Source organism: Pseudarthrobacter sulfonivorans (assembly GCF_001484605.1).
Classification (GTDB): Bacteria; Actinomycetota; Actinomycetes; order Actinomycetales; family Micrococcaceae; genus Arthrobacter; species Arthrobacter sulfonivorans_A.
The window spans coordinates 762,147-785,846 of sequence record NZ_CP013747.1; the positions used below are offsets into that span (position 1 = coordinate 762,147).

The window sequence follows — 23,700 nt, forward strand, 5'->3', positions numbered from 1 at the left end:
TCCGGGACATCCGTCCAGCCAGACGTCCGCAGGAGTCAGCCGAACAGGTTCACCGGCTTCACGATGTCGGCATAGATCAGCAGCAGACTCATGCCCATCAGCAACGTGGCCACCACGTAAGTCACGGGAAGCAGTTTGGCGATGTCGAAAGCGCCCGGATCCGGTTTGCCGAACAGCTTGGCCACCCGTCGCCGCGCCCCCTCGTACAGCGCTCCGGCCACATGGCCGCCGTCGAGCGGAAGCAGCGGGATCAGGTTGAAGACCGCAAGCGCAAAGTTCAAGCCGGCGAGCAGCCCTACCAGTGCCCCAATCCTGGACTGCAGCGGCACTTCCTCCATGGCCGCCACTTCACCGGCCACGCGCCCCACGCCCACCACGCTGATGGGGCCGTTGGGGTCGCGCTCTTCCTCGCTGAAGGCCGCCTTGGCAACGCCCACCACCCGGGCGGGCAGATTGAAGACGACGCCGGCCACTTGCTTGATGTTTTCGCCCGCCATGGGCAGGACGGACGACGCCGGCTGGGGAACCAGTTCGGTCTGCGCGCCGATGCCCAGGAAGCCGACGTCCTGGTACAGGAGGGTGCCGGCGTCGTCCTTTGCCTGTCGTCCGTCCACGCCGACGACGGGGCGGGCGGAGAGCACCGGCGTCACCGTGGTGGTGACGGGCGCGCCGTCGCGCTCCACAGTAATGCTGACTTCCCTGCCCGCGGAGGCCCGGATCCATTCGGTCAGCTCGTCCCAGCCGGTGACAGCTTTCCCGTCAAAGGAGGTGACCACGTCGTTGGGCAGGAGCCCGGCAGCGGCCGCGGGGGTCAGCTGGCAGTCCGGGGAATCAGGATCAACGGTCTCGCCGGCCGCCACCTGGCATTTGGAGACGTCGGCGATGGTGGTGGTGGCCGTGGCCATGCCGAAGCCCATCAGCAGGACGGCGGTCAGGACCACGCCGATCAGCAGGTTCATGGCCGGCCCGCCCAGCATCACGATGATTTTCTTCCACACCGGCAGCCGGTAGAACACGCGGTTTGCGTCCTCCGGGCCCACTTCCTCGTGTGCCATGGACCGGGCTTCCGTGGCCAGTGTCTGGAACATGCCGGTGCTGGAAGGGCGGACGGTTCCGTCGTCCTTGTTGGGCGGATACATGCCGATCATGGACACGTAGCCACCCAGCGGGATCGCTTTCACGCCGTATTCAGTTTCGCCCTTCCGCTTGGACCACAGGGTGGGGCCGAAGCCGATCATGTACTTGGTGACACGCACCTTGAACAGCTTGGCGGGCACCAGGTGCCCCACTTCGTGCAGCGCAATGGACGCGGCAATGCCGATCGCCACAAAGACGACGCCGAGGATAAAGAGGAGGACGGGGCTCATGCGTGGATCTGCTGCTTCCTAGAGACTGCTGACTGCTAAACGTTCGTGGGCACGCGTGCGTGCCCAGTCTTCAGCATCCAGTACCGACTCCAGCGTCAGCACGGAGGATCCTGAATGTTCGCTGAGGACAGCATCGATGGTGTCCACGATTTCGGTGAAGCGGATGCGTCCCGAGTGGAACGCCATGACTGCTTCCTCGTTTGCCGCGTTAAAGACGGCGGGAAAAGTGCTCCCCTGCTTGGCGGCGTCCTTGGCCAGGTCCACGGCCGGGAAAGCGACGGTGTCCAGCGGTTCGAACGTCCAGCTGGTGGCTTTGGTCCAGTCACATGGGGAGGCCGCTTTGGGGACCCTGTCCGGCCAGCCGAGCCCTAAGGCAATGGGGAGGCGCATGTCCGGCGGGGACGCCTGGGCGATGACGGACCCGTCGATGAACTGGACCATGGAATGGACCACCGACTGCGGGTGGACCACAACGTCGATCCGGTCCAGCGGCACGTCGAACAGCAGATGGGCCTCGATGAGCTCAAGGCCCTTGTTGACCAGCGTGGCCGAGTTGGTGGTGACCATCAGCCCCATGTCCCACGTGGGGTGCGCCAGGGCCTCTTTCGGCGTCACGTCGTGGAGCTGTTCCCTTGTCCGGCCGCGGAACGGACCTCCGGACGCCGTCAGGATGAGCTTCTCAACCTCGGCCGCGGAGCCTGAGCGCAGGCACTGCGCTATCGCTGAGTGCTCGGAATCCACAGGCACGATCTGCCCCTCGCGGGCGGCAGCCTTGACGAGCGCTCCGCCGACGATCAGCGATTCCTTGTTGGCCAGCGCCAGCGTTGCACCTGACTTCAGGGCGGCGAGGGTCGGGGCGAGCCCGATGGAGCCGGTAATGCCGTTGAGCACCACGTCCGCTTCTACCGCGGCGATGCGGGCCGAGGCGTCCGGGCCGGCGATGATTTCGGGTCGGTAGTCCTGCCGCCCGGCGAGGCGGGCGGCCTCGGAGATCAGTTCCTGCAGCTTGCGCGGATCCCCCGCGGCGATGCCCACAGCGGCGGCACCGGTGTGGACGGCCTGGCGGGCCAGGAGCTGCAGGTTCCCTCCGCCGGCGCTGAGCGCCACGACCTCAAAAAGGTGCGGGGCGCCGTCGACGACGTCAATCGCCTGAGTGCCGATGGAACCGGTGGATCCGAGGATGACGATTCTGCGAGGCTGCATTGGTTAAGTATCCCGCACCCCGGCCCGCACCTGGCCCGCGGTCCCGTCAGCCCGCCGCCAGCTCGATGAAACCCTTGGTCAGCGTGGACACGGCTCCGATGTAGGCGATGGCCACAACGATCCGCCGCACGGCGGCCGGCTTGACCTTGCCGGACAGCAGATCGCCCGCGATGATTCCCGCCACCATGGCGGCCAGGATACTGAGCCATTGCCAGCCATCCAGGCCGGGAACATGTCCACCGGATAGTACGTACTTGATCACCAGGGAAGACAGTCCGGTGGTCACGAAATAGGGCTGGAGGGTGGCGCCGAAACTCTTCTGCTCCCACCGGGTGGCAATGGCGTACGCGGTGATGGCTGGCCCGCCGACGCCCGCTGCCGCGTTCATCAGTCCGCTGGTGAAGCCGAGGGAGACCATCGGAACGGGGCCACTGGCACGCCATGAGCTGCGGGTCAGCCGCTGCGAAGCCAGCAGGGCGATGATGAGGAGGATGCCGATGCAGATCTCCAGCGGCGCTTCGGCCACGTTGCTGGCCAACCAGGCACCCGGCAATACCCCTGCGAGGGCCGCGAGCGCCAGTCCGAAATAGCGCTTCCACTCCACATGCCGCCAGACCCTGGAGAGGATCAGGAGGGATGAGGCTGCGCCGCACAGGTTGATGATCATGACGCCGTCGAAGGGGCCGAGCAGCACCACCAGGACGGGAGAGACGAGAAGGCCGAATCCGAGGCCGGCCAGCCGCTGGGCCAGTGCCCCTGCAACAACGGCAATGAGCACCAATGCAAACACCATCCGATCCTAGTGGGCGGACAGCGACGCCGGGCGTAACGTGGATTGCGTGGACTGGGTTTCCTGGTTCGATGCGCCGGAGTACGGATTCGCCCGGCAGGTGCTGCAGCGAGGTGTGGCGGCACTGTTCTTCGTTGCGTTCCTGTCCTCCCTGAACCAGTTCCCTGCGCTGCTGGGCGAACGTGGCCTGCTGCCGGTTCCGGACTATCTGGAAGGGTTCAGCGCGCGCCGGCGGCCCACGCTGTTCCGTTGGCGCTATTCGGACCGGCTGCTGCGTGGTGTCTGCCTCACCGGACTGGCAATTTCCGCCCTTCTGGTGGCCGGCATCCCCCAGCTTGGGCCGCCGTGGGTTCCGCTGATCGCGTTTCTGGCCCTGTGGCTGCTTTACATGTCGATCGTCAACGTGGGGCAGACGTTTTATGGCTTCGGCTGGGAAATGCTGCTGCTGGAGGCCGGGTTCACGGTGGCCTTCCTTGGCTCGGACCAGACGGAGCCACCGCGCACCATTCTGCTCCTGTTGGCCTGGCTCGTGTTCCGGCTGGAGTTCGGCGCCGGGATGATCAAGATCCGCGGCGGCCGGGAGTGGCGTGACCTGACCGCCCTCTACTATCACCATGAAACGCAGCCGATGCCGGGGCCGCTGAGCCGCCAGGCTCATCTCCTGCCCAAACCCTTCCACCGGCTGGAGGTCCTGGGGAACCATTTCGCCCAGCTCGTGGTGCCGTTCTTCATCTTCGCACCACAGCCCCTGGCCAGTGCCGCCGCCGGAATCATCATCTTTACCCAGCTCTGGCTGGTGGCCAGCGGCAACTTCGCGTGGCTGAACTGGATGGCCATTGTGCTGGCCTTCGCCGCGGTCAGCGACCCCGTGGCCCACGCCGTATTGCCGTTCCTGCCGCTGGACGGGGATCCTGAGGAAGGCAGCAATCCCCCGTACTGGCTTGCCATCACCTTGGTGGCCACGATGCTGCTGGTAGTCCTCAGCTACTGGCCCGTGCGCAACCTGCTCTCCAAGGGGCAGCTGATGAATGCCAGCTTCAACCGCTGGCAGCTGGTCAACACGTACGGCGCGTTTGGCACCGTGACGAAGCACCGCGTCGAGATCGTCGTGGAGGGCACCCTGGACGAAGAACCTGAGGACTCAGCAGACTGGCGCGAATATGCGTTTAAGGGCAAACCCGGAGATCTCCGCCGGCTGCCCCGCCAGTGGGCGCCCTACCACCTGCGGCTGGACTGGCTGATGTGGTTCCTGCCGTTGCGCACCGTCCACGAGGAGTGGTTTTACGCGTTCCTCACGAAACTGCTGGAGGCGGACCAGCGGACGCTGCGGCTACTCCGCGCCGACCCGTTCGACGGCGATCCGCCGCGCTGGGTGCGTGTCAACAGCTACCTGTACCGTTTCGCCACCAGGGCTGAGTTCCGGGAGACGGGCGAGCGCTGGGTCCGGATGCCGCTCTATGAGGCCATCCCACCGCTTTCGCTCGGCGGTTCCCGGAGGCGCCGGCGGTGATTCGGTGCCCACAGCCCTAGGAGTGGATGCCTGCCCGGCGGATGGTGGCTTCGGCGTGCTTGAGGATGGGGCCATCGATCATTTTGCCGCCGTGCTGGAACACGCCGGATCCGGCAACAGCCGCGACCTGAAGCAGTTCTGTGGCGGCGGCGACGTCGGCCTCGGACGGGGCGTAGGCGCCCCGTACAACGGGCGCCTGCGTGGGATGGATGCAGGCTTTGGAGCCGAATCCTGACGCTGCGGCATCAGCGGCCTCCAGAGCCAGCCCGTCAAGGTCCGGGATGTTGACGTACACGGCGTCCACGGCTTCTTTCCCGAAAGCCCGGGCGGCGAGCAGCACCGCGGACCGGGCATGCAGCGCCACGGCGCGGTAGCCGCCGTCGTCCGCTCTGCTGGACGTACCGCTAAGGGAAGCCAGGAGGTCCTCGGCGCCCCACATCAGTGCCACCACGTTGGGGGCAGCCGCGATGGCGGGCGCGTTCAGGACCCCGACGGCGGTCTCGCACAGGGCGATGACGTGGTAGTCCGCCAGGGCTTCGAGCTGGGCCGCACTCTCAGCCTTGGCCAGCATCACCGTGCGGTACGGCGTGTGGGCCAGGCAGTGCAGGTCCTTCTCGAACTCGTCGGTGCCCGCCGGGTTGATCCTGATGATGGTGCGGCTGGGATCAAGTTCGGGCCCGTCCCCGGCAGCGCCCAGCTGGGCCAGGATGGCGCCGCGCGCCCGCTGCTTGTCCGCAGGTGCCACGGCGTCCTCGAGGTCCACGATGACAGCGTCGGCGCGTTGGGCGGCCTTGGGGAAGCGCTCCGGACGGTCGGCAGGGCAGAAGAGCAGGGCGGGACCCATCACAAATGTCATACGGACATTGTCCTCTTTTCGGGGCCCGGCACGCTCCCCTTTTCAGCTCCCGCCTCAGGCTGCACCTGTTGTCCAGAAGACTGCGCCACATGGGCGGCCCGGGTCCACATCAGGCAGCTCCGTGTGGCCAGCGCCACCACGGTGCCGTCCTGGTTCCGGCCGGTGTGCTGCATGGTCACAATCCCCTGGCCGGGACGCGATCCCGAGAGCCGCTTGCCGGTGATCACCGTCTCGGTGTAGAGCGTGTCCCCGTGGTAAAGCGGGTGCGGGAAGGAGACGTCCGTCAGGCCCAGCTGCGCGATGATGGTGCCCTGGGTGAGCTGGGAGACGGACTGCCCCACCAGGGTGGACAGCGTGAACATGGAGTTCACCAGCCGCTGGCCGAACGGCTGCCCTGCGCTCCAGGCGGCATCCAGGTGCAAGGCCTGGGTGTTCATGGTGAGCGTGGTGAACAGGACGTTGTCCGCCTCGGTTACGGTGCGGCCGGGCCGGTGCGCGTAGACAACGCCTTCTTCGAGTTCGTCAAAGTACAGGCCGCGCTGCTCGATGACCCGGGGGGCGGCGGTGTTTGCGCCCGGACTGTCGGGGGTTGAGCCTGCCGAAGCCCCGCTCATACGGTGAGCTCCTGGTCCTCTTCGAACAGCTCGGCGCCGGTGGCCGCCGCCACATCCTCCACGGAGACGTTGGGGGCCAGCTCGCGGAGAACCAACCGGGAACGCCCGCCTTCGGTGACGACGTCGATCACGGCGAGGTCGGTGATAATCCGGTCCACGCAGGCCTTGCCGGTGAGCGGCAGCGAGCAGTGCTCCACGATCTTGGGGTTGCCGTTGCGGTCCACGTGTTCCATCATCACGATCACCTTCTTGGCGCCGAAGACCAGGTCCATGGCCCCGCCCATGCCTTTGACCATCTTGCCCGGGATCATCCAGTTGGCCAGGTCCCCGTTCTGCGCCACTTCCATGGCGCCGAGCACTGCCACGTCCACGTGCCCGCCGCGGATCATGCCGAACGACGAGGCGGAGTCGAAGAACGCGGCCCCCTTGTTTACGGTGACGGTTTCCTTGCCGGCGTTGATGAGGTCCGGATCCACCGCGTCCTCGCTGGGGTACGGTCCCACGCCCAGGATCCCGTTCTCCGAGTGGAGCACCACCTCGACGCTTGCCGGGATGTAGTTGGGAATGAGCGTGGGCATGCCGATGCCGAGGTTGACGTACTGCCCGTTGCTGAGCTCCCGGGCCACCCGGGCGGCCAGTTCGTTGCGCGTCCACCCTTTGGCCTCCGGATTGGTGCCTTCCGGATGGCCGACGGTGGCACGCCGGTATTCGGGCCGTACGGCTTCGGGGCGGGGAGGCGCTCCCTGCGTGCTGTTGGACTCCATGGCTACGCTCCTGCCTGTTCGGTGGCGCTTTCGGTTCCGGCGGCCCGGGCAAGGGCGACGGTCCGTTTCTCGATCCGCTTCTCACCGGCGGGCACAACCACCACCCGCTGGACAAAGATGCCGGGAGTGTGGACGTGTTCGGGGTCCAGCTCCCCCGGTTCCACCAGCTCCTCCACCTCAGCGATGGTGATTTTTCCCGCCATGGCGCAGAGCGGGTTGAAGTTCATGGCGGTGGCGTGGAAAACCAGGTTGCCGTGGCGGTCACCCTTCCAGGCGTGGACCAGTCCGTAGTCGGGTGTCAGGGATTCCTCCAGGACGTAGTCCACATCGTGGAAAGTCCGCACTTCCTTGGGGGAAGAGGCGATGGCGATGCCGCCGTGGGCGTCGTACTTCTGCGGCAGGCCGCCGTCGGACACCTGGGTGCCGACCCCGGCCTTGGTGTAGAAAGCGGGGATCCCGGCGCCGCCGGCCCGGAGCTTTTCCGCCAGCGTCCCCTGCGGGGTGAGGACCACCTCAAGCTCACCGGACAGGTACTGGCGGGCGAACTCCTTGTTCTCGCCGACGTAGGAACTGACGGTCCGCCGGATCCTGCCGTCACGGAGCAGGACGCCCAGCCCCCAGTCGTCCACGCCGCAGTTGTTGCTGACGGTTTCGAGGTCCTTCGTGCCGTGCCGGTGCAGGGCATCGATCAGGGCCACCGGGATTCCGCAGAGGCCGAACCCTCCCACGGCGAGGGAGGCGCCGTCGGGGATGTCCGCTATGGCTTCCTCGGCGCTGGCAACAACCTTGTTGATCATCGTTGGTCCTTTCAAGGGTCTCGACAGGCTCGACCACCGCGTGGCATTCCCGACCAGCGGGCTGGTTACAGTCCGAGTTCGCGGGCGATGAGCATCAGCTGGACTTCCGTGGTGCCCTCACCGACTTCAAGGATCTTGGAGTCGCGGTAGTGGCGTGCCACGGTGAATTCGTTGATGAAGCCATAGCCGCCGAATACCTGGGTGGCATCCCGCGCGTTGTCCATGGCCGCCTCGCCTGCGACCATCTTAGCGATGGCCGCCTGCGTCTTGAACGGCTTCCCCGCCAGCATCCTCGACGCGGCGTCGTAGTACGCCAGGCGGGCCGTATGGGCCCGGGCCTGCATGCGGGCGATCTTGAACGAGATGGCCTGGTACTTGCCGATGTGATGACCAAACGCGCTGCGTTCCTTGGCGTACTTCACCGACAGGTCAACACAGCCCTGCGCCGCCCCCGTCGCCAAAGCCGCGATGGCGATCCGGCCCTCGTCCAGGATGGAAAGGAAATTCGCGTAACCCCGCCCCTCCGCACCGAGCAGGTTCGCTTCCGGCACCCGGACGTCCTTGAGCGTTAGCGGGTGCGTGTCCGAGGCGTTCCAGCCCACTTTGTTGTAGGCCTTCTCCGCCCTGAAACCCGCGGTATTGGTGGGCACCAGGATGGTGGAAATCTGCTTCTTGAGGCTGCCATCCTTGCGTTCCTTCTGACCCGTCACCGCGGTGACCGTGACCAGGCGCGTGATGTCGGTCCCGGAGTTGGTGATGAATTCCTTGTTGCCGTTGATCACCCAGTCGCCGTTCTCACGATGGGCGTGGGTTTTGGTCCCGCCGGCGTCAGAGCCTGCTTCCGGCTCCGTGAGTCCGAAGCCGGCGAGCGCCTTGCCCGAGGCCAGCAGCGGGAGCCACTCCTCTTTCTGGGCCTCGGTACCGAACCGGTACACCGGCATTGCGCCGAGGGAGACGCCTGCTTCCAGCGTGATGGCCACGGACTGGTCCACCCGGCCAAGCTGTTCGAGGGCGAGTGCCAAAGCGAAGTAGTCCCCGCCCATCCCACCGTGCTCTTCCGGGAACGGCAGCCCGAACAGGCCCATGTCCGCCATCTGCGACACCACCTCGTACGGGAAGCTGTGCTCCTCATCGTGCTTGGCCGAGACCGGCGCCACCACGTTGTCCGCGAAATCCCGGACGGTGTCGCTGAGGTCCTGGTATTCCTCGCTGAGCTCAAAATCTGCCATGGCTAGGCTCCCTTGCCTGTGTTGTTGGAGTCCTTGTTGGAATCCTTGTTCGACTCCGTGTTGGAATCCTGAAGTGAATCTGCGTCTGAATCGGTGGTTGAAGGGTGGATGGTGGCCAGCACCTGGTCTGCTTTGACCGGCTGACCGGCCTTGATGCTGATGTGGACCGTGCCGGCCACCTCTGCCACGAGCTGGTGTTCCATCTTCATGGCTTCCACGGAGAGAAGGACCTGGCCGGCTTCCACGGTGTCGCCGTTGCTGACCGCAACGGATACCACCGTGCCGGGCATGGGCGAGCGCACCTCCGGGTCCGCGGTGCCTTCCTCGCGCTCGACGGCGGCGAGAACCCGGACAAGCCGAGACTCCCGCGTCAGCGGCTCCAGCCGGCAGGACCAGCCTCCGTTGCCGAGGAACAGTTCCGCGGGAACTCCTGAGGGCAGGTTGTCCCGGGTGAGGTTGACCGGGCCCGCGTCCGCCGGCGCCAGCGAGTAGTCCGTGGGTTCGCCATCCAGGGTAAGGACCAGGCTCCCGCGGCCCGGCAGTCGCAGCGAGGCCGTCCGCCATTGCCCGTCACCGACACAGACCTGGACCGGGCCGGCGGCCACGCGGCCTGTGACACTCACTGTTGCGATGCCGCCGTCGGGCGTTCCCAGGCTGATCCGCCGGGGCGCCGGCGCGCCGATCCGCCAGCCGTTGCTGGCCTGCCATGGACCGGGGGGCGTCCCCGTGATGTCCTGTTCCCCGCTCACAACGGCGTACAAGGCGGCCGCGACCAGTTCGGCGTCGTCAATCCGCCGGAAGGCGAAGTCCGGCATCTTGCGCTCGATCAGGCCGGTGTCGAGATGCCCGGCGCGGACGTCGTCGTCGTTGATCAGCAGCCTCAGGTACTCAACATTCGTATCGATGCCAAGGGCTGTGTAGCCGGCGAGTGCCGCGTCCAGGGTATCCAGGGCAACGGTGCGGTCCGGGCCCCACGCGATGACTTTGGAGATCATCGGATCGTAGCTGGAGGAGATCTCGAGCCCCTCGAGCAGGGCCGAATCCACCCGGATCATGCCGGCTCCGTGATCGGGCATTTCGTCCAGCAGGAGCACGGTCCCGGTGGACGGCATGAAGTTCCGCTCCGGGATTTCCGCGTAGACGCGGGCTTCGGCGGCGTGCCCGTTGAGTTCGACGTCGGCCTGGCGGACCGTCAGTTCCTCACCGGCGGCGATGCGGACCTGCCATTCGACCAGGTCCACGCCGGTGACCATTTCGGTCACCGGGTGCTCCACCTGGAGACGGGTATTCATCTCCATAAAGAAGAACTCGTCAGGGGCCTCGTCGGAGACCAGGAATTCCACAGTTCCCGCGCCGCTGTAGTGGACGCTGCGGGCCGCCTGGCAGGCGGCCTCGCCGATCCGGGCCCGGGTGGCCCCGCCGTCGTGCAATGACTCCAGCAGCGGCGACGGCGCTTCCTCAATCACCTTTTGGTGGCGGCGCTGCAGCGAGCACTCCCGCTCCCCCAGATGGATCACGTTGCCGTGGTTGTCCGCCAGGACCTGGACCTCGATGTGCCGCGGCGTGCGGACGAGCCGTTCGAGGAAAAGGGTGTCATCGCCGAAGGCGCTCGCGGCGACGCGGCGGGCGGTGGCCAGCGTGGCTTCGAGGTCCTCGTGGCGCTCCACGATGTGCATGCCCTTGCCGCCGCCGCCCGCTGACGGTTTGATGAGCAACGGGAACCCGACGGCGGGCGCGGCCTCCATGAGTTGCGCGTCAGTCATGCCCGGTTCGGCGATGCCCGGCACTACGGGGACTCCGTAGCCGGCCACGTGGTTCTTGGACCGGATCTTGTCGCCCATGACGTTCAGGGACTCAACGCCGGGGCCAATGAAGGTGATGCCGGCGGCTTCGAGGGCGCGGGCAAAATCGACGTTCTCGCTGAGGAAGCCGTAGCCGGGGTGGACTGCCTCGGCGCCGGTGTCGCGGCAGGCCTGGAGGATCGCCTCGATCTTCAGGTAGCTTTCTCCTGCGGCGGCAGGGCCAATCCGCACGGCGGTGTCAGCCTCGCGAACGTGGCGGGCCCCGGCGTCGGCGTCGCTGTAGACGGCTACGGAGCGGATGCCCAGGGCACGCAGTGTGCGGATGACGCGGCAGGCAATCTCCCCGCGGTTGGCGACGAGCACGGTGCTGAACAGCGGCTTCTGCCGGATTGCGGAAGGAACGGCGGGCATGGAAACGGTCATGGCTGGCTCACATCCGGAAAAGGCCGAAGGAGGTCTCCGGCAGGGGGGTGCGGGAGACGACGTCGAGCGCCAGTCCCAGGACGGTGCGGGTATCCGCGGGGTCGATCACGCCGTCGTCCCAGAGGCGGGCGGTGGAATAGTACGGGCTGCCCTGGTCCTCGTACTGCTGTTTGATCGGGGCCTTGAAGGCTTCCTCGTCCTCTGCGGACCATTCCTCGCCACGGGCCTCGTACTGGTCACGCTTGACGGTTGCGAGAACGCCGGAGGCTTGGTTCCCTCCCATCACCGAGATGCGGCTTGCCGGCCACATCCACAGGAAGCGCGGCGAGTACGCCCGCCCGCACATGGAGTAGTTGCCGGCGCCGAAGGACCCGCCGATGACGACGGTCAGCTTGGGCACCCGGGCGGTGGCGACGGCGGTGACCATCTTGGCGCCGTTTTTGGCAATGCCACCCTGCTCGGAATCCCTGCCCACCATGAACCCGGAAATGTTCTGCAGGAAAATAAGCGGAATGCCGCGCTGGTCGCAGAGTTCGATGAAGTGCGCGCCCTTGAGCGAGGACTCGCTGAAGAGTACGCCGTTGTTGGCCACGATCCCCACCGGGTGCCCGTGCAGCCTGGCAAAACCTGTGACCAGGGTGGTGCCGTACTCCTTCTTGAACTCGTGGAACCTGCTGCCGTCCACCAGCCGGGCAATGACCTCGTGGACGTCGTACTGCGCGTTGACGTCCGTGGGGACGGCGCCGTACAACTCCGCCGGATCCGCGAGGGGCTCGACGACGGTGTCCACATCCCAGGCAGGGGCAGCCGGCCTCGGCAGCGTGGAGACGATGTCCCGGACCATCTGCAGGGCATGCTCATCGTTCTCCGCCAGGTGGTCGGTGACGCCGGAGATTTTCGAGTGCACGTCACCGCCGCCGAGTTCCTCCGCCGTGACGATCTCCCCGATGGCAGCCTTCACCAGCGGCGGACCGCCCAGGAAGATAGTGCCCTGGTTCCGCACGATCACCGTCTCATCGCTCATCGCCGGAACATAAGCGCCGCCTGCCGTGCAGGAGCCCATCACCGAGGCGATCTGCGGGATCTTCGCGGCAGACATCTTCGCCTGGTTGAAGAAGATCCGGCCGAAATGCTCCTTGTCAGGAAAGACTTCGTCCTGCTTCGGGAGGAACGCCCCGCCCGAATCCACCAGATAGATGCACGGCAGCCGGTTCTCCAGCGCTATCTCCTGGGCGCGGAGGTGCTTCTTCACGGTCATCGGGTAGTAGGTGCCGCCCTTGACAGTGGCGTCGTTGGAGATCACCAGCACCTGGCGGCCGTGGACCAGGCCGATGCCGGCAATAACCCCGGCTCCCGGCGAGTCGTTGTTGTACATGCCGTTGGCTGCCAGCGGCGCGATCTCCAGGAACGGGCTGCCATCATCCAGCAGCCGGTCAATGCGCTCCCGGGGCAGCAGCTTCCCGCGCCCCACATGGCGCTCCCGCGACTTCTCCGGCCCGCCCAACGCGGCCTCAGCCAGCCTGGTCCGGAGCTCGGCGGCCAGCGCGAGCTGGGCAGCGTTGTTTGCAGCAAACGCTTCACTTGCGGCATCAAGCCGGCTGGCGAGAGTCTCCATCGACTGCATCCGTTCGTCATCTATTGAAAGCCACCAAGGCTCCGGCAAGAGCCGTAAAAGCCAGCTCGGTTAATGCTTTATAACTGGAATTCAGGTTAGTCTTTATTAACTGTGATGTCCAACACAACAGGACATTGCTAGAATCTGCTGTTCCTAGGAGGAAAAGCGTGCCCACCACCCGACCGGTCAAGCCGTCCGCACCGGCCCAGTCTGAGCATCCGAACTCGGCAACACGACCCGTTTCGGCAGCGCAGGCCGCTGCGGCGACGCCGGCAGTTCCAGGAAGACCCGCGGCCGCGATAGCCCACGCAGCTCCCGGAACGCCCCGCAGCCAGGCGAAGGAGAACCGCCGCCAGGCGCTGCTTACCGCCGCCGCGGCACTCTTCGCCCTGCACGGATTCAACCGGGTATCGCTGGAAGACCTGGGCGCCGCAGCCGGTGTCAGCGGCCCGGCCGTCTATCGCCATTTCCAGGGCAAGCAGGCGGTGTTGGGAGACCTGCTGCTCACCGTCAGCCGCGAGCTGCTCGACGGCGGCCTGCGCGTCATTTCCGAAACCAAGGACCCCATGGCAGCGCTCCGAAGGCTGGTGGGATTCCAAGTGGAGTTTGCCCTTGGCAAGCCCGACGTAATCCGGGTGCAGGACCGCGATTTCAGCAACCTCAGCCAGAAGGACCAGTCCGAGGTCCGGACACTGCAGCGGAACTACGTGGAGATTTGGGTGGAGGTCCTGGCGCTGCTGCATCCGGGCACCGACGCCGTCGAACTGCGGATGCGGGCGCACGCTACGTTCGGCCTGATCAACTCCACGCCACACTCGGTGCGCAACCACGGACGGAAAATCGCGCCCAAAACGGCCCGGCCTCTTCTCGAGAGCATGGCGCTTGCGGCGCTCACGGTGAACGTTCCCCCGGCCCCCTGACCAGGAAACGATTTCAAGAGCGGGCCCTCAGAGGCTCCCGGCAACAGGAGCGGCCCTGGCCCGCATAACCGGCGCTGGGCCCAGCACCGCTAATGCGGGCCAAGGCCGCACTTACGAATCACGACATGACGCAGGACGTTGCGAAGGCCCAGACCCTGGAGCTTTTGTCCAGATAAACCGAGTTAGACCGCCCAAAACCCGGATTATCTGGACAAAAACTCGTGGGTTAGACCATCGTGAGCACCATGCCAGGTTCGGCCAGGATGGCGCCAATATCGGCGAGGAACCGCGAGCCCAGCTCCCCGTCCACCAGGCGATGGTCAAAGGACAGGCTCAGCGTCATGACCTGGCGCAGGGCCACCTCATCCTGGAATTCCCACGGCATTTTCCGCACGGCCCCCACGGCCAGGATGGCAGCCTCGCCGGGGTTCAGGATGGGAGTGCCCGCGTCGATGCCGAAGACCCCGATATTCGTGATGGAGATAGTGCCGCCGGACAGGTCTGCCGGGGCGGTCTTGCCGGCCCGTGCCGTCTCGGTCAGCCCGGTCAGGGCTGCGGAGAGTTCCAGCAGCGACAGGGTATCCGCGTCCTTGATATTCGGCACGGTGAGCCCGCGCGGAGTTGCGGCGGCGATGCCCAGGTTCACGTAGTTGAACTGCACGATCTCCTGGCTGGCTTCCTCCCACCGCGAGTTCAGCGACGGGTTCCGCCGCAGCGCGATCAGCAGAGCCTTCGCCACCAGCGTCAGCGGCGTGAGCTTGTAGCCGGAAAAGGCCCGGCTCGTCTTCAGCTTGGCCAGCAGGTCCATGGTGGGCGTGACATCCACCGTGAGGAATTCCGTCGCGTGGGGAGCCGTGAACGCACTTGCCACCATCGCGGCGGCCGTGAACTTGCGGACACCCTTGATGGGAGTCCTGACTTCCCGCCCACCCTGTGGCGCCAGTCCCGCGGGGGAAACCGAATCGGATACGGCGGAAAGATGGCGTACCGGTGCCGACAATTCGCCGCCGCCAACAAAATTCTGGACATCCTCCCGCGTGATCAGGCCGCCGGCTCCGGTGCCCGCGACCGCGGCCAGCTCGACGCCGAGGTCCTTGGCCAGTTTCCGGACCGGCGGGGTGGAGCGTGGGCGCTCCGCGGCGTCGGTTTCGACAGGCTCAACCACAGGGTTTTCGGGTCTGACAGGCTCGGTTTCGACGAGCGCGGTTTCGACAGGCTCAACCACCGGGCCGCGAACAGGCTCAACCGCCGGGGTTGTGAAGGTGCGGGCCCGGCGGGCGGGACGGCCTGAGCTTTCGACGACGGCGCCGTACCCAACCAGGTTCGGCTCGCGTTTCGCGGTACCCGCTGCAGTAGTGGCCGCCCCGGCGGGCGCAGCCCCTGAAGGTGAGGCGCCGCCGTCGTCCGCTACTTCGAAGGAGACGATCGGTTTGCCCACCTCCACGATTGTTCCCGGCTCTTCATGGAGCGCAGTGATCACGCCCGCGAAAGGTGACGGCAGCTCCACTACGGCCTTTGCGGTTTCCACCTCGGCGATGACCTGGTTCAGCGTCACCGTGTCCCCCACTGCCACTTTCCAGCTGAGGATTTCTGATTCCGTGAGGCCTTCGCCGAGGTCCGGGAGCCTGAATTCCTTGATCATGGTGGCGCTCATCCTTCCAACCCGCTGAGGGAGTTCGGGCGTCCGAGGGCGCGGTCCACGCCGTCGAGGATCCGGTCCAGGCCGGGCAGATGGTGCATTTCGAGCTTGGAGTACGGGTAGGGAATATCGAACCCGGTGATACGGACGGGGGCGGTTTCGAGGTGGTAGAAGCACCGCTCGGTAATGCTGGCCGCAACTTCGGCGCCCAGGCCACCGGACTGGCCGGCTTCATGGGTGACCACCAGCCTGCCCGTTTTCCGGACGGATGCTTCAACGGTGGCGTAGTCCACGGGTGCCAGCGAGCGCAGGTCGATGACCTCGATGGAGATGCCTTCGTCGGCGGCCGCGGTTGCTGCGTCCTTGGCCGTCTTCACCAACGGCCCGTAGGCCACGAGCGTCACGTCCGTGCCCTCGGTGACAACGCGGGCGGAGTCCATGGGCAGCGCGGTGCGCGGATCGATGCCCTCATCCACTTCACCCTTGTCGTGGTAGCGGCGCTTGGGTTCGAAGTACAGTACCGGGTCATCGGACAGGATGGCCTGCTGGATCACGGTGTGGGCATCCTGCGGGTTGGAGACGCTGACCACGCGAAGCCCCGATGTATGCGTGAAGTACGCCTCTGGCGACTCGGAGTGGTGCTCGGGTGAGCCGATGCCGCCTCCGAACGGGACGCGGATGGTGATGGGCATCTTCACGGCCCCCTGGGTGCGGTAGTGCAGCTTTGCCACCTGGCTCACGATCTGGTCGAAGGCAGGGTAGATAAAGCCGTCGAACTGGATCTCCACCACCGGGCGGTAACCGCGGTAGGCGAGGCCGACGGCGGTGCCCATGATGGCCGACTCGGCCAGCGGGGTGTCCACCACACGGTGGGTGCCGAAATCCTTCTGGAGGCCGTCGGTCACCCGGAAAACACCGCCGAGGGTACCGATGTCCTCGCCCATGAGGATGACTTTTGGATCGTTTTCGAGGGATTTGCGCAGGCCGGAATTGATGGCGCGGGCAAAGGTCATCTGGGTCATCAGCGTGCACCTTCTTCTGAGGTGGCTCCCGCGGGATCGCCGAAGGAAGCCAGGTAACGGGCGTAGTGGTCCTGCTGCCGGTCCAGCCACGAGTTGGGCTCGCTGTATACGTGCTTGAAGATGTCCATCGGCTCCGGATCCGGCATGCCGATGCAGCCTGAACGGATTTCGCGGGCGACTGACTCTGCCTTGTCGTGAACGTGCTGCTGGACCTGATCCGTGAGGAGTCCTTTGCGTTCCAGCAGTGCCTTGATCCGCAGGATGGGGTCCTTTGCAGCCCAGTCCTCCAGTTCATTGGCGTCACGGTAGCGGGTGGGATCGTCGGCGGTGGTGTGCGGTCCCATGCGGTAGGTGACCGCTTCGATGAAGGTGGGTCCGCCACCGTGCCGGGCACGGTCCAATGCCACGCGCGTGGCTGCCATCACGGCCAGCACATCATTGCCGTCCACCCGGAGGCTCGGAATGCCGAATCCGGTGGCCCGGTCCGCGATCTGAATGTGGGACTGCAACCGCACGGGCTCCGAAATTGCCCAGTGGTTGTTCGAGCAGAAGAAGACCACGGGTGCCTGGAAGCTGGCGGCAAAGACCATGGCCTCGTTGACGTCGCCTTCGCTGGTGGCACCGTCGCCGAAGTATGTCACCGCCACCGAGTCCGCGCCGTCGTTCTGGATGCCCATGGCGTAACCGGTGGCATGCAGGGTCTGCGCGCCGATGATGATCTGCGGGGTGGCCATATTCACGGAGTACGGATCCCACCCGGAGGAGGCCGTGCCACGCCACACCCGCGTAATGTCGGTCAGGTCCACGCCGCGGCAGTACGCCACACCGTTTTCCCGGTAGCTGGAGAAGACAAAGTCGTCATCGCGCAGGGCCCTGCCGGAACCGACTTGCGCCGCCTCCTGCCCCAGCAACGGGGGCCAAAGACCGAGCTCGCCCTGACGCTGGAGGGCGGTGGCCTCAACATCGATCCGCCGGATGACCGTCAGGTCCTCGTAGAGGGAACACAACTGCTCATCCCCGATGTCCTTCACCCAGGGGTCAAACTCCGGGTGGCTGATCCGCTCCCCTGCCGGGGTAACCAGCTGGATCAGGTTCCTGTCTGTAGACACGATGGCACGCAACCTTCTCACGTCGTTTGACCGGAGCCTGGGGACTTGTGGTCCCGCCCGCCGCCGGCCGCCCGGGCGCCGTTGCCCCGGATATTTGTGACCCTACTCACAATGCTCAATGGGTACAACCACCGCGGCGGATATTGCGCATAGTGCCCTGTTTGCAGTGCCCCCACCGTGCTAACGTTGCGCATTATGCAAGCTTTGGATGGCACGGACACGCGGCTACTCTCGGCACTGGCCCGCGACCCCCGGCGGACCGTGGTGGCGTTGGCCCAGAAGCTGGGGCTGTCCCGGAACACCGTGCAGGCGCGCATGGCCCAGCTGGAAAAGAAGCACGTCTTCCTGTCCTTCGAACGGCGTATCAACCCGGCATCCCTGGGCTATCCGCTCATGGCGTTCATTTCCGTCCACGTCCAGCAGCAGAAACTGGGACAGCTGGCCCATGACCTCGCCGGCATTCCGGAAATCCTGGAAGGCTACGGCCTCACCGGCTCCGCTGACCTCCTGCTCCGGGTAGTGGCCCTGGACGCAGAGGACCTCTTCCGGATCAACGGGAAAATCCTGGCGTGCGATGGAGTGGACAGGACGGACACCGCACTGGCCATGAGCGAACTCATCCCGTTCCGCATCCAGCCGCTGCTTGAGCGGGGATCCGGAGACGCTTAGGGCCAGCAGCCCTTATTACCGCCCCGATACCCAGCCCCGGCGGGCTGGGTTATAGGCTGTTCCAAGGTGAATCCATGGGTGCCGTTCAGCGGGTCCCAACAATAAGGCAGTGCCAGTGCGTTGCCGGAAAGGCTCCATCGTGAGCAATCCTCAGGGACCGTACCAGCCGGTCCAGCCGGCGGCCTGGCCCGCGCAACCAACGGGGCAGCCCGGCAACCCCGGGGAGCATGGCGCGCCACCGCTGCCCGGCAACCCGCCACAGCACGGTGCGCCGGGGCAATACGGTGCACCCGGGCAATACTCGTCCGAGGGGCCATTCGGCCTGCCCGGACAAGAGCCCCCGGCGCAAAGCCGCCGGAAGCTGTGGACCATCCTCGGCGTTGTGGGCGGTGTCCTGCTGCTGGCGGTCGTCGGTGTCCTCATCCTGGTCAACATTGTCAACGGAGCCACCAACCATGCCCGGGGCCTGGCTGACAGCTTCACCAAGCTGGTGATTGCCGGCGACAGTTCCAAGGCCTACGACGACTATCTTGACCCCGCCCTCCATGAGCAGCTGACCAAGGAGGACTTCATCGCCGGTATCAAGACCCTGGAGATGGACAGCACCTGCAAGACTGCCTACAACGAAGTCAAGGCCAGCACCGAGAACGGCACCAAGGCGGCCGACGTAGCCGGCCTCATCACCTGCGACGGCGACAAGAAGATCGACCTCGTCTACCGCTTCGAAGGCACCGACGAGCTGAAAATGATCAACATCAAGCTCAAGCCCCAGGCCTAGCGCCGGGAACCAGAGCAGAAAAGAGTCCCCGTGCCGTATGGCCCGGGGACTCTTTTCTGTGGTTCAAGATCCGCTGCGACGATCAGTCAGCCGGATCGGCTTTCAGCGTGTCAGTGGTCCACGGCTTTCTCCGCACCCACACCGGTCAGTGAGCGTACTTCCATCTCGGCCTGCTTGGCCGAGTCCTCGCGCTTCTTGTCCAGCACCGTACCCAGCCAGCCGAGCAGGAACGCCAGCGGGATGGACACAATGCCGGGGTTACTCAAGGGGAAGAAGGCGAAGTTGGCCCCCGGGATCATGGAGGTCTTCAGGCCGGAAACCACCGGCGAGAAGGCGATCAGGACAATGGCCGAGCCCAGGCCGCCGTACATGCTCCAGACCGCACCCTGGGTGGTGAACCGGCGCCAGAACAGCGAGTAGATGATGGTCGGGAGGTTCGCCGACGCCGCGACGGCAAAGGCGAGCGCCACGAGGAAGGCCACGTTCTGGCCGTTGGCGAAGATACCGCCCAGGATGGCCATCACCCCGATGACCACCACGGTGCGCCGCGCCACCTTGACCTCGGTGTCGGCGTCGGCCTTGCCCTTGGAGATGACGCTGGCGTAGATGTCGTGGGCAAAGGAGGCTGCGGCGGTGATGGTCAACCCGGCCACCACAGCCAGGATGGTGGCGAAGGCTACGGCGGAGATAAAGCCCAGCAGCATCGGCCCGCCCAGGTGGAAGGCCAGCAGGGGTGCCGCGGAGTTGACGCCGCCGGGGGCTGACTTGATGGTTTCGGCGCCAACCAGTGCAGCGGCTCCATAACCCAGCACCAGGGTGAACAGGTAGAAGAGGCCAATCAGCCAGATGGACCACACCACGGACTTCCGGGCTTCCTTGGCCGTGGGCACGGTGTAGAAGCGCATCAGGACGTGGGGCAGGGCAGCCGTTCCCAGGACCAGGGCGAGGCCCAGGGACATAAAGTCCAGCTTGGAGGTCTCGGTCTTGCCGTACTGCAGGCCGGGGTTCAGTACAGCCGGGTTGCCGGCGGTATCAACCGCCGCACCAAGAAGGCTGGAGACGTTGAAGCCGTAGATGGCCAGGACCCAGAAGGTCATGACTGCCGCGCCGGCAATCAGCAGGATCGCCTTGATGATCTGGACCCAGGTGGTGCCCTTCATCCCGCCGATCAGGACGTACATGATCATCAGGGCGCCGACGACGATAATCACCAGTGCCTGTCCGCCCCAGTCGCTGATGCCCAGCAGCAGCGAAATGAGGCTGCCGGCTCCGGCCATCTGCGCGAGCAGGTAGAAGAAGCAGACGGCGAGGGTGGAGATGGCCGCCGCGATGCGGACCGGCCGCTGCTTGAGCCGGAAGGAAAGGACATCGGCCATGGTGAACTTTCCGGTGTTCCGGAGGAGTTCGGCCACAAGCAGGAGCGCCACCAGCCAGGCCACCAGGAACCCGATGGAGTACATAAAGCCGTCATAGCCGTTGATGGCGATGGCGCCGGTGATCCCCAGGAAGGATGCGGCGGACAGGTAATCCCCGGCAATGGCCGTTCCGTTCTGGGAACCGGTGAACGAGCGGCCGGCAGCGTAGTAGTCCGCCGCGGTTTTGTTGTTCCGGCTGGCCCGCAGCACAATCACCATGGTGACGGCGACGAACAGCCCGAAGATGCCCATGTTGAGCAGCGTGGTTTCTTTCAGGTCGGCAACGTCTACGGCCGTGGCAATCCCGATCATTTGGTCACTCCGCTCAGGATGTTGCCGTCCTTATCAAACTCATGGCCTTCGATTTCGTTGCGGATCTCCGCCGCGATGGGGTCCAGCTTCCGGTTGGAGTAGCTGACGTACCAGCCGGTGATGGCGAACGTGGAGACGAACTGCAGCAGGCCGAGGATCAGGCCGACGTTGATGTTGCCCCACACTTTGGTGGACATAAATTCGACGGCGTAGTCAGCCAGCAGGACATACGCGAAGTACCACAGCAGGAATGCCACGGCCATGGGGAACACAAAGCTGCGGTGACGTTTGCGCAGTTTCTGGAACCGCTCTGTCGACTGGACCTGTTCGAAGTCCACGGACGCCGCTGCGTCCGGAGTGTGGGCATCGTTACCCATCGTTCCTCCTCATTGAGACTTGCCTGGTTCACACGGACCGGCCTGCGGACAGGATGCGGACAATGTGACTGCAATCACTCTGCGCTGCGGTAGTCGTCTATTCCAGAACCATGGCCGGAACGGTCGCTCAACGGTTACGATGCTGCGACTAACGGCACCCGCCGCTACGCTGGGCACCATGCCGGACTCCCCCCTCCTGACTGCGGCCGCCGTCGCGGTGATCACCCTGGCGATCGCCGTCGTCGTCGGTGTTGGCATCAAGCTGCTCCGATCCTTCCGTGAGCTGGGCACCGACGCCGAGCGCGCCACGTACAACACCCTCCACGCTGCATCGAGTGCCGGCCAGCATCTGCGTACGGGCCTCAATCCGGCGGGCGCCGCCAAGGCGAGCCGGCAGCTCAGGAACCTGCTGGGCTGTGATGCGCTGGCCATCACCGATACGGCCGGCGTGCTGGCCTGGGACGGTGCCGCCGAGGAACTGAAGCCCCGGTTGATGGAACTGGCTGCGGACGTCCTGATCGGCGGGCGGACGGCGGTGCTCCAGGCGCGGGACCTGGGGACGGGCCATGCCTCCGGAAGCTTCGCCGCCGTCATCGCGCCGGTCCGTGCGGGCTCACGGGTGGTGGGCGTCGTGGCGGCGTTTGCCCCGGCGGCGGGCGCAGGTCTGGTCCGTGCCACCAGCGAAGTGGCGGACTGGGTGGCCGTCCAGGTGGAGCTGGCTGAGCTGGACGCGTCCCGGACGCTGCTGATGGAAGCCGAGGTGCGGGCGCTGCGTGCCCAGATCAGTCCGCATTTCATCTACAACTCGCTGAACGCGATCGCGTCGTTCATCAACACGGATCCGGAGCGGGCGCGCGAACTGGTGGTGGAGTTCGCTGATTTTACGAGGTACTCGTTCCGGCGCCACGGTGACTTCACCACGCTGGCGGAGGAACTGCGCTGCATCGACCGGTACCTGCTGCTGGAGCGCGCCCGTTTCGGTGACCGCGTCCAGGTCAGCCTGCGGATCGCGCCGGAAGTCCTGAGCACCGTCATCCCGTTCCTGAGCCTGCAGCCGCTGGTAGAGAACGCCGTCAGGCACGGCCTGGAGGCCAAGGAAGGGGCGGGCCACATCACCATCACGGCCAATGATTCGGGCGCCTATGCGGAAGTGACCATAGAGGACGACGGCGTGGGGATGGACCCTGCCGAGCTCCAGTCGATGCTGGCCGGGCACCACGACGGCGACCACGTGGGGCTGCGCAACGTGGACGCCCGGCTCCGACAGGTTTACGGGGACCAGCACGGCCTGGTGATCGAGACAGCCCCGGGCGAGGGAACGCTGATCACCATGCGCGTGCCCAAGTCCCAGCCCGGCCACGACGCCTGAACCTGGCGGCCTGATCCCAGCCGCCTCCGGCGGCTAATGTAGGACCATGATTAATGTCCTCGTCGCCGACGACGAGCTACCCGCCGTGGAGGAGTTGGCCTATCTCCTTGGCAAGGATGACCGGATCGGGGTCATCCACCGGGCCATTTCGGGCACAGAAGCATTGCGGGCCCTGAACACCGCAACGGTTGACGCCGTCTTCCTGGATATTCACATGCCCGCCGTGTCCGGCCTTGATGTTGCCCGCGCCATCGCGCGCAGCAGCAAACCGCCGGTGGTGGTGTTTGTCACCGCGGACGAGGACTGCGCCCTGGAGGCGTTCGAGCTTGCCGCCGTGGACTACCTCCTTAAGCCCGTCCGGGCCGAGCGGCTGTCCCGGACGGTGGGACGGATCAGCGAGCTACTGCGTGACGGCGGCGGGCCCGCCCCCGAGATGATCACCGTTGACCAGGGCGGCACCACCAGGATGATCAGGCGCGACGACGTCACGTACGTCCAGGCGCAGGGCGACTACGCCCGGCTGCACACCGCGGATGCCAGCTATCTCATCCGGGTTCCGCTGGCAGACCTGGAGCAGCAGTGGGCCGAGGCCGGGTTTATCCGGACGCACCGGTCCTACCTCGTGGCGCTGAAGCATGTGCAGTCCATGAAGCTGACGGCCGACAAACCCAGCGTCTCGGTGGCCGGTGCCGGCCTGCCCATCAGCCGCCGCCACCTTCCCACGGTCAGGGAAAAGCTGGAAGCCACCCGCATCCGGCCGCAGGCATGACCCGCGTCCGTGTCACCGCTCCGCGCTCGGCACCCCGGCCGGCCCGGGAGTCGCGCGAGGCGGCGGAGGAATCCGAGGTGGGGCAGGTCTTCGTTCGCTCCCTGATCCGTTCCCAGCTGCGGCTGGCCCTGGTGGTGGCCATCGGCTTTATGCTGATCCTGTCTGCGTTCCCGTTGCTGCTGGCAGCCCTACCGGGACTCGCCGAGACCCGGATCGCGGGGATCCCGTTCGACTGGATCCTGCTCGGTGCAGGCATCTACCCCGTCATCGGCCTCAGCGCCTGGTTGTATATCCGGACCGCCACACGGAACGAGGCCCGCTACCGGGACCTCGCCGGGGACGAGTGATGGC

At 65.8% G+C, this 23,700-nt stretch carries 22 protein-coding genes; 7 read left to right on the forward strand and 15 right to left on the reverse strand.

The genetic code is table 11. The features are described from left to right. Positions 1-35: 35 nt before the first annotated feature. The 3 genes from AU252_RS03380 to AU252_RS03390 are packed head-to-tail and all read right to left on the reverse strand — an operon-like array spanning position 36 to position 3,363. Positions 36-1,367: a M50 family metallopeptidase gene (locus AU252_RS03380; protein WP_058929513.1), complete on the reverse strand. Its 1,332-nt coding sequence runs from the start codon at positions 1,365-1,367 to the stop codon at positions 36-38. An 18-nt stretch (positions 1,368-1,385) separates the two neighbouring features. Next, positions 1,386-2,570 carry a 1-deoxy-D-xylulose-5-phosphate reductoisomerase gene (dxr, locus tag AU252_RS03385; protein WP_058929514.1) on the reverse strand — a complete coding sequence of 395 codons (1,185 nt, stop codon included), beginning with the start codon at positions 2,568-2,570 and terminating at the stop codon, positions 1,386-1,388. A 46-nt stretch (positions 2,571-2,616) separates the two neighbouring features. Next, entirely contained in the window at positions 2,617-3,363 is a 747-nt protein-coding gene (locus AU252_RS03390) for a TSUP family transporter (RefSeq protein ID WP_240484310.1), read from the reverse strand. Between the two features lie 46 nt (positions 3,364-3,409). Here AU252_RS03390 and AU252_RS03395 point away from each other — a divergent pair, with 46 nt between their 5' ends. Further along, complete coding sequence (locus tag AU252_RS03395; protein ID WP_058929515.1) at positions 3,410-4,870, forward strand: lipase maturation factor family protein; 1,461 nt, start codon at positions 3,410-3,412, stop codon at positions 4,868-4,870. 16 nt (positions 4,871-4,886) lie between these two features. On the opposite strand, the gene AU252_RS03400 is transcribed toward AU252_RS03395, so the two are convergent. The 7 genes from AU252_RS03400 to AU252_RS03430 form a co-directional block, all read right to left on the reverse strand. Further along, a complete protein-coding gene (locus AU252_RS03400; protein WP_058929516.1) occupies positions 4,887-5,726 on the reverse strand; it encodes an HpcH/HpaI aldolase/citrate lyase family protein in 840 nt (279 codons plus the stop codon). Further along, on the reverse strand, positions 5,723-6,340 hold the full coding sequence (locus tag AU252_RS03405; RefSeq protein ID WP_058929517.1) for a MaoC family dehydratase: 618 nt from the start codon (positions 6,338-6,340) through the stop codon (positions 5,723-5,725). Before AU252_RS03405 ends, AU252_RS03400 begins: the two co-directional genes overlap by 4 nt. Then, positions 6,337-7,104 carry a CoA transferase subunit B gene (locus AU252_RS03410; RefSeq protein ID WP_058929518.1) on the reverse strand — a complete coding sequence of 256 codons (768 nt, stop codon included), beginning with the start codon at positions 7,102-7,104 and terminating at the stop codon, positions 6,337-6,339. The genes AU252_RS03405 and AU252_RS03410 overlap by 4 nt, the downstream gene beginning before the upstream one ends. Before the next feature lie 2 nt (positions 7,105-7,106). Then, a complete protein-coding gene (locus AU252_RS03415; protein ID WP_058929519.1) occupies positions 7,107-7,901 on the reverse strand; it encodes a CoA transferase subunit A in 795 nt (264 codons plus the stop codon). 65 nt (positions 7,902-7,966) lie between these two features. Next, a complete protein-coding gene (locus tag AU252_RS03420; protein WP_058929520.1) occupies positions 7,967-9,130 on the reverse strand; it encodes an acyl-CoA dehydrogenase family protein in 1,164 nt (387 codons plus the stop codon). Positions 9,131-9,132: 2 nt separating this feature from the next. Beyond that, a complete protein-coding gene (locus tag AU252_RS03425; RefSeq protein ID WP_058929521.1) occupies positions 9,133-11,355 on the reverse strand; it encodes an acetyl/propionyl/methylcrotonyl-CoA carboxylase subunit alpha in 2,223 nt (740 codons plus the stop codon). 7 nt (positions 11,356-11,362) lie between these two features. Continuing rightward, positions 11,363-12,970 carry a carboxyl transferase domain-containing protein gene (locus AU252_RS03430; protein ID WP_058929522.1) on the reverse strand — a complete coding sequence of 536 codons (1,608 nt, stop codon included), beginning with the start codon at positions 12,968-12,970 and terminating at the stop codon, positions 11,363-11,365. A 299-nt stretch (positions 12,971-13,269) separates the two neighbouring features. On the opposite strand from AU252_RS03430, the gene AU252_RS03435 reads away from it, so the two are divergent. Then, complete coding sequence (locus tag AU252_RS03435; RefSeq protein ID WP_058932721.1) at positions 13,270-13,890, forward strand: SACE_7040 family transcriptional regulator; 621 nt, start codon at positions 13,270-13,272, stop codon at positions 13,888-13,890. A gap of 226 nt (positions 13,891-14,116) precedes the next feature. Here the strand turns inward: AU252_RS03435 and AU252_RS03440 are convergent, their stop codons facing one another. The 3 genes from AU252_RS03440 to pdhA are packed head-to-tail and all read right to left on the reverse strand — an operon-like array spanning position 14,117 to position 17,660. Further along, a complete protein-coding gene (locus AU252_RS03440) occupies positions 14,117-15,532 on the reverse strand; it encodes a dihydrolipoamide acetyltransferase family protein (protein WP_240484311.1) in 1,416 nt (471 codons plus the stop codon). 8 nt (positions 15,533-15,540) lie between these two features. Further along, entirely contained in the window at positions 15,541-16,551 is a 1,011-nt protein-coding gene (locus AU252_RS03445; protein WP_058929524.1) for an alpha-ketoacid dehydrogenase subunit beta, read from the reverse strand. Continuing rightward, positions 16,551-17,660, reverse strand: a complete 1,110-nt coding sequence (gene pdhA, locus AU252_RS03450; protein ID WP_205630629.1) for a pyruvate dehydrogenase (acetyl-transferring) E1 component subunit alpha — start codon at positions 17,658-17,660, stop codon at positions 16,551-16,553. Before pdhA ends, AU252_RS03445 begins: the two co-directional genes overlap by 1 nt. 195 nt (positions 17,661-17,855) lie before the next feature. On the opposite strand from pdhA, the gene AU252_RS03455 reads away from it, so the two are divergent. Together AU252_RS03455 and AU252_RS03460 are read left to right on the forward strand one after the other, a co-directional pair. Beyond that, on the forward strand, positions 17,856-18,329 hold the full coding sequence (locus AU252_RS03455) for an Lrp/AsnC family transcriptional regulator (protein WP_058929526.1): 474 nt from the start codon (positions 17,856-17,858) through the stop codon (positions 18,327-18,329). A 139-nt stretch (positions 18,330-18,468) separates the two neighbouring features. Then, complete coding sequence (locus AU252_RS03460; RefSeq protein WP_058929527.1) at positions 18,469-19,107, forward strand: collagen-like triple helix repeat-containing protein; 639 nt, start codon at positions 18,469-18,471, stop codon at positions 19,105-19,107. Between the two features lie 110 nt (positions 19,108-19,217). Here AU252_RS03460 and AU252_RS03465 read toward each other — a convergent pair whose 3' ends face one another. Both AU252_RS03465 and AU252_RS03470 read right to left on the reverse strand, forming a co-directional pair. Continuing rightward, complete coding sequence (locus AU252_RS03465; RefSeq protein WP_058929528.1) at positions 19,218-20,834, reverse strand: solute symporter family protein; 1,617 nt, start codon at positions 20,832-20,834, stop codon at positions 19,218-19,220. Continuing rightward, positions 20,831-21,211, reverse strand: a complete 381-nt coding sequence (locus AU252_RS03470) for a DUF485 domain-containing protein (protein ID WP_058929529.1) — start codon at positions 21,209-21,211, stop codon at positions 20,831-20,833. The genes AU252_RS03465 and AU252_RS03470 overlap by 4 nt, the downstream gene beginning before the upstream one ends. A gap of 178 nt (positions 21,212-21,389) precedes the next feature. Between AU252_RS03470 and AU252_RS03475 the strand changes: the two genes are divergently transcribed. From AU252_RS03475 to AU252_RS03485, 3 genes are read left to right on the forward strand one after another with little or no spacing between them, the layout of a single operon-like run. Beyond that, positions 21,390-22,580, forward strand: a complete 1,191-nt coding sequence (locus AU252_RS03475; RefSeq protein ID WP_058932722.1) for a sensor histidine kinase — start codon at positions 21,390-21,392, stop codon at positions 22,578-22,580. A 46-nt stretch (positions 22,581-22,626) separates the two neighbouring features. Next, positions 22,627-23,349 carry a LytR/AlgR family response regulator transcription factor gene (locus AU252_RS03480; RefSeq protein ID WP_058929530.1) on the forward strand — a complete coding sequence of 241 codons (723 nt, stop codon included), beginning with the start codon at positions 22,627-22,629 and terminating at the stop codon, positions 23,347-23,349. Next, positions 23,346-23,696, forward strand: coding sequence for a hypothetical protein (locus AU252_RS03485; protein ID WP_058929531.1), 351 nt, complete (start codon positions 23,346-23,348; stop codon positions 23,694-23,696). Before AU252_RS03480 ends, AU252_RS03485 begins: the two co-directional genes overlap by 4 nt. Positions 23,697-23,700 lie beyond the last annotated feature (4 nt).

Bases quoted from the DNA above. Each gene is read 5' to 3' on its own strand.
- AU252_RS03380 (WP_058929513.1), bottom strand. From the start codon at position 1,367: ATGAGCCCCGTCCTCCTCTTTATCCTCGGCGTCGTCTTTGTGGCGATC.
- dxr (WP_058929514.1), bottom strand. From the start codon at position 2,570: ATGCAGCCTCGCAGAATCGTCATCCTCGGATCCACCGGTTCCATCGGC.
- AU252_RS03390 (WP_240484310.1), bottom strand. From the start codon at position 3,363: ATGGTGTTTGCATTGGTGCTCATTGCCGTTGTTGCAGGGGCACTGGCC.
- AU252_RS03400 (WP_058929516.1), bottom strand. From the start codon at position 5,726: ATGACATTTGTGATGGGTCCCGCCCTGCTCTTCTGCCCTGCCGACCGT.
- AU252_RS03405 (WP_058929517.1), bottom strand. From the start codon at position 6,340: ATGAGCGGGGCTTCGGCAGGCTCAACCCCCGACAGTCCGGGCGCAAAC.
- AU252_RS03410 (WP_058929518.1), bottom strand. From the start codon at position 7,104: ATGGAGTCCAACAGCACGCAGGGAGCGCCTCCCCGCCCCGAAGCCGTA.
- AU252_RS03415 (WP_058929519.1), bottom strand. From the start codon at position 7,901: ATGATCAACAAGGTTGTTGCCAGCGCCGAGGAAGCCATAGCGGACATC.
- AU252_RS03420 (WP_058929520.1), bottom strand. From the start codon at position 9,130: ATGGCAGATTTTGAGCTCAGCGAGGAATACCAGGACCTCAGCGACACC.
- AU252_RS03425 (WP_058929521.1), bottom strand. From the start codon at position 11,355: ATGACCGTTTCCATGCCCGCCGTTCCTTCCGCAATCCGGCAGAAGCCG.
- AU252_RS03430 (WP_058929522.1), bottom strand. From the start codon at position 12,970: ATGGAGACTCTCGCCAGCCGGCTTGATGCCGCAAGTGAAGCGTTTGCT.
- AU252_RS03440 (WP_240484311.1), bottom strand. From the start codon at position 15,532: ATGATCAAGGAATTCAGGCTCCCGGACCTCGGCGAAGGCCTCACGGAA.
- AU252_RS03445 (WP_058929524.1), bottom strand. From the start codon at position 16,551: ATGACCCAGATGACCTTTGCCCGCGCCATCAATTCCGGCCTGCGCAAA.
- AU252_RS03455 (WP_058929526.1), top strand. From the start codon at position 17,856: ATGCAAGCTTTGGATGGCACGGACACGCGGCTACTCTCGGCACTGGCC.
- AU252_RS03465 (WP_058929528.1), bottom strand. From the start codon at position 20,834: ATGATCGGGATTGCCACGGCCGTAGACGTTGCCGACCTGAAAGAAACC.
- AU252_RS03470 (WP_058929529.1), bottom strand. From the start codon at position 21,211: ATGGGTAACGATGCCCACACTCCGGACGCAGCGGCGTCCGTGGACTTC.
- AU252_RS03475 (WP_058932722.1), top strand. From the start codon at position 21,390: ATGCCGGACTCCCCCCTCCTGACTGCGGCCGCCGTCGCGGTGATCACC.
- AU252_RS03480 (WP_058929530.1), top strand. From the start codon at position 22,627: ATGATTAATGTCCTCGTCGCCGACGACGAGCTACCCGCCGTGGAGGAG.
- AU252_RS03485 (WP_058929531.1), top strand. From the start codon at position 23,346: ATGACCCGCGTCCGTGTCACCGCTCCGCGCTCGGCACCCCGGCCGGCC.